Source organism: Microcystis sp. M53598_WE2 (assembly GCF_030067735.1).
GTDB classification, from domain to species: Bacteria; Cyanobacteriota; Cyanobacteriia; order Cyanobacteriales; family Microcystaceae; genus Microcystis; species Microcystis aeruginosa.
On sequence record NZ_JASJFE010000058.1, the window covers coordinates 1 to 4,080 of the forward strand.

The 4,080-nt window shown below is 44.9% G+C and carries 5 protein-coding genes; 4 read left to right on the forward strand and 1 reads right to left on the reverse strand.

The features are described 5' to 3' along the window. Window positions 1-203: 203 nt before the first annotated feature. The 4 genes from PX636_RS01400 to PX636_RS01415 all read left to right on the forward strand — a co-directional run bounded on the left by PX636_RS01400 (window position 204) and on the right by PX636_RS01415 (window position 3,107). Window positions 204-866, forward strand: a complete 663-nt coding sequence (locus tag PX636_RS01400; RefSeq protein ID WP_002760400.1) for a potassium channel family protein — start codon at window positions 204-206, stop codon at window positions 864-866. 33 nt (window positions 867-899) lie between these two features. Next, a complete protein-coding gene (locus tag PX636_RS01405) occupies window positions 900-1,676 on the forward strand; it encodes a DUF2092 domain-containing protein (protein WP_288115989.1) in 777 nt (258 codons plus the stop codon). Window positions 1,677-1,767: 91 nt separating this feature from the next. Next, complete coding sequence (locus PX636_RS01410; RefSeq protein ID WP_002772118.1) at window positions 1,768-2,010, forward strand: AbrB/MazE/SpoVT family DNA-binding domain-containing protein; 243 nt, start codon at window positions 1,768-1,770, stop codon at window positions 2,008-2,010. A gap of 203 nt (window positions 2,011-2,213) precedes the next feature. Further along, window positions 2,214-3,107, forward strand: a complete 894-nt coding sequence (locus PX636_RS01415) for a DUF6515 family protein (RefSeq protein ID WP_288115991.1) — start codon at window positions 2,214-2,216, stop codon at window positions 3,105-3,107. Here the strand turns inward: PX636_RS01415 and PX636_RS01420 are convergent. After that, window positions 3,104-4,080, reverse strand: a 977-nt coding sequence (locus PX636_RS01420) for a DEAD/DEAH box helicase (RefSeq protein ID WP_288115993.1), incomplete at its 5' end; no start/stop codon positions are given. The two genes, PX636_RS01415 and PX636_RS01420, sit on opposite strands and share 4 nt — an antisense overlap.

Genomic DNA, 4,080 nt, shown 5'->3' on the forward strand with positions numbered 1-4,080 from the left:
ACCGAAAAGTTCTATCTGTAAGTCTAAGTTTGCCATTTTTTGATAGCGATCGCTGTTGCCAAGCGTCTATAATAGTCTTCTAGAGGCTAATAGATAGAAACTCGCTGTTTATTCAAGCAAGAAAATTTAGAAAGAAGATAGGAGATAAATAGCCTTAAAATTAATTAGCAGGAGGAAATATTACCAATTAAAGGTTCGCTGCTATGAAATTCCGTCAATTGATGCGGGCAACAGAAAATAAATACAATCGGCTGCTGGCAAATCTGCTCTCCCTCTACATTATTTACCCGTTTTTAGTATATCTACCCCTGGGAGATTGGCTGATTTTCTTTTTCTTCTCCCTCTCTCTGATCATCGCCGTCTATCAGATTGATCGAAGTAAATTGGCTTTAAGATTTAATATCGGTCTGTTTTTGATTGCCCTCCTCCTGCGAGCATTCAGCACGATTATCCCTATTTATAGCGATTTCAACCGTTGGTTCGAGCTATCTAGTACATTAATTTCTCTAGCTTTTGTTAGTTTATGCGTGTACTCGATTTTACTAGAATTAATTCTCGCCGAACAGGTAACATCCGATATCATCAAAGGGGGAATTTGTGTCTATTTTCTCCTAGGATTTTTCTGGGCATCCGCTTATAGTATCGTCCAGATTTTTGAACCCGATTCCTTTAGCTCCGCCGCTAAAACCGTCAACCAGGCGGATCTACTTCATTTCAGCTTTACTACCCTGGCCACGGTTGGCTACGGTGATATAGTTCCTACCAGTAAAGTCGCTAGAGTTCTAGCCAATTTAGAAGGAATGACTGGAGTTCTCTATCCCGCCGTTTTTATCGCTCGTTTAGTCAGTTTACACAATGGTCGTTAACCAAAACAATCCAGCGCCTTGGGGGAATATTAGATGATTATGCGTCGCTTTATGCCGATTCTTTCTTTACTTTTGCCTTGGGTCACTGCCGCAGGAGTCTTGGCGGAAATACCGACTCTATCCCAGGAAATCCGCCCAAAAACGGCGGAACAGGTGATCGAGCAACTCTGTGCTAATTTAATCAAACAGCGAGGGTTCACTGTCAATATGGATGTCACCTATGACGATGTACTCGACTCTGGGGCAAAAGTTCAGTACAGTGCCTATCAAAACATCTGGGTAGAGAAACCCGATCGCCTGCGCTCGGACTACACTGGGGATGAACGAGTTACCCGCTTTTTTTACGACGGTAAAACCTTCACCCTCGCGGATCTGGAACGGGATCTATACGTCACGAAACCGGCAGCGAATACTCTAGATGAAGCCTTAGACCAAGTAGAGCAAAGGTACGGGATCACCATTCCCATGTCAAATCTAGCGGCGAACGATCCCTGTGCAGATCTAATGGCCGATGTCAAGCAAATTATTTTTATCGGCAACGACATGGTCAACCGCGAACCTATGTATCACCTGCTGCTGATCGGTAGCGATCGCGATTATCAAATCTGGGTCACGCAAGATGCCACCCCCCTACTGAGGAAAGCGATTATTACCTATAAAACTCTACCCGGTTCACCCCAGTACACGGCAATATTATCCGACTGGAATTTTAATCCCAGTACCTCCGCCGATACTTTCACTTTCCAACCGGGATCAGAGTCGATCCCTATCGAACTTCTACCCCCTAGGGATAATCAATCCCAGCCTTAAACGCCGTTCATAAAATGCGATCGCTTGTCGGTATTCCCCTAAATCAGCGTTTTGATATACTTTGAATATCTAACGAATTCGAGGTGGGATCATGAAGTCGCAGATTGGACGCTGGGGTAATTCTTTAGCGATTCGGATTCCCAAGTATGCGGTGGAAGCACTAAACCTCAATCCCAATGACGTTGTTGAATGTTCTGTGGAAAACGGAAAGCTAGTAATTGAGCTAATTCAAGCCTTGCCTGAGTTAAGCCTAGAAGAACTACTGGCTGAGGTTGTTGAATCACCGGAGCCGGAAGTGGATTGGGGACGGCCAATGGGAGAGGAGGTTTGGTGACATACATTCTAAGGCGTTGCTGATTTGAGATATGAATCTTCTTTTCTGGTATTTTTAAAACCTAGAGCCAAACTAACTTTTGCATCTGATGCAAAGTTGGCATTCATACCTTGATTCAGCAACGCCCGTTTTTTTGCACCAGAAACCGTCGAACGCTTGCAGAAAATAATCTGGGAAGATAAAAAAATCAAGGAGTCCGGGCCATGAAAAGATCTTTACGTCAAAACTTATGTGTTCTTGCCGCCCTCCTCTTGGGTACAAGTTTACTGGTAACGGATTATGTGGACGCTCGCGGTGGCGGTGGTGGCGGTAGTCGTGGCGGTGGTGGTGGTAGTCGTGGGGGTGGTGGAGCTTCCCCACGGGTTAACCGCAGTAGTGATCTGCAAAACCGAGGGAATTTTAGTAATCGTTCCCAACCCTCTAGAGATTTTTCTGGAAGACAGGGTGAACGGCAAACCGGTCAACAAAACCGTCAAGGGGAACGCACGGAAAGACAGGGTGAACGGCAAACCGGTCAACAAAACCGGCAGGGTGAACGCAGCGAAAGAACCGATACCCGTCAAGGGGAACGCAGCGAAAGACAGGGTGAACGGCAAACCGGTCAACAAAACCGGCAGGGTGAACGCAGCGAAAGAACCGATATCCGTCAAGGGGAACGCACCGAAAGACAGGGTGAACGGCAGCAGCAGGTTAGCGATCGCCAACAGAACCGTCAGAACTTTATTGACGATAATCGCAACGGTTACTGGCGTGGTGGCGGTTGGTACGGTGGCGGTTATTACGTCCCCCCGGGTTGGGGTTGGGTGGGTTTGACCACCGGCTTAGTTATCGGTTCAGCGATCGCTACTCTCCCCCCCTACTACAATACCGTCTATGTGGGTTCTACTTCCTACATTTACTCGGACGGCATCTATCTTCAGCCTAGCGGTAGTTCCTACACGGTGGTGGCCCCTCCCATCGGTGCGATTGTCACCTATCTTCCCGACGGCTGTACGACAATCACGACTGACAATACGCTTTATTACAATTGCAGCGGTATCTACTATCGGCCCCTGTTTGAGAATGGTTCCACGGTTTATCAGGTGGTTCGCTTCTAATCGGTTTCTTCTTCATCAATAATTGCCGATCGATCTAATAATAATAAATCTCGCAGGCGATCGGTATCTAATTCGGTTAACCAATTTTCCCCAGCATCTACGGTTTGTTCCGCTAATTGTTTCTTGCTTTCGATCATCTCATTAATGCGTTCCTCTAGGGTTCCCGTACAGATGAATTTATGTACCTGAACATTGCGTTTTTGTCCGATGCGGAAAGCGCGATCAGTGGCCTGATTTTCTACGGCCGGATTCCACCAACGATCGATATGAAAAACGTGATTAGCGCGGGTTAGATTTAATCCTGTTCCCCCTGCTTTGAGGGAGAGAATAAAAATCTTCGGTCCTTGGGGATCATTTTGAAAGCGCTCGATCATTTCTACCCGATCTTTTGCTTTGGTAGAACCGGAGAGAAATAATATTTCCTCGGCTAATTTTTTCTGGAGATGGGTTTGTAGGAGTTTTCCCCACTCGGCAAATTGTGTAAAAATTAAAGCTCGATCGCCTTCTGCTATCACTTCCTCTACCATGGCTTCTAAACGTAATAATTTTCCCGATCTTTGACTGGTTTCTAAACTATTTTCTTTCAAAAAATGGGCGGGATGATTACAAATTTGTTTTAGTTGCATTAGCAAGGTTAAAATTAATCCATGTTTCTGAATTCCTTGAATTTCTTCAATTTTCTGGAGCGTTGTCTCGACTAATTGTTGATAAAGTTGTCCCTGTTCTTTCGATAAACCACAAAAAATATTCATTTCCTGTTTTTCTGGTAAATCTTCAATAATATTTTTATCGGTTTTTAATCTCCGTAAAATAAAGGGACGGACAAGGGAACGTAAATTATGCAGGGATTCTTGATCGCCGTATTTTTCAATAGGAAGGGCAAAACGACGCTGGAAAAATGTTTGAGTTCCTAAAAAATTGGGATTGAGAAAATCCAAAATTGACCACAATTCTCTCAGGCGATTTTCTACGG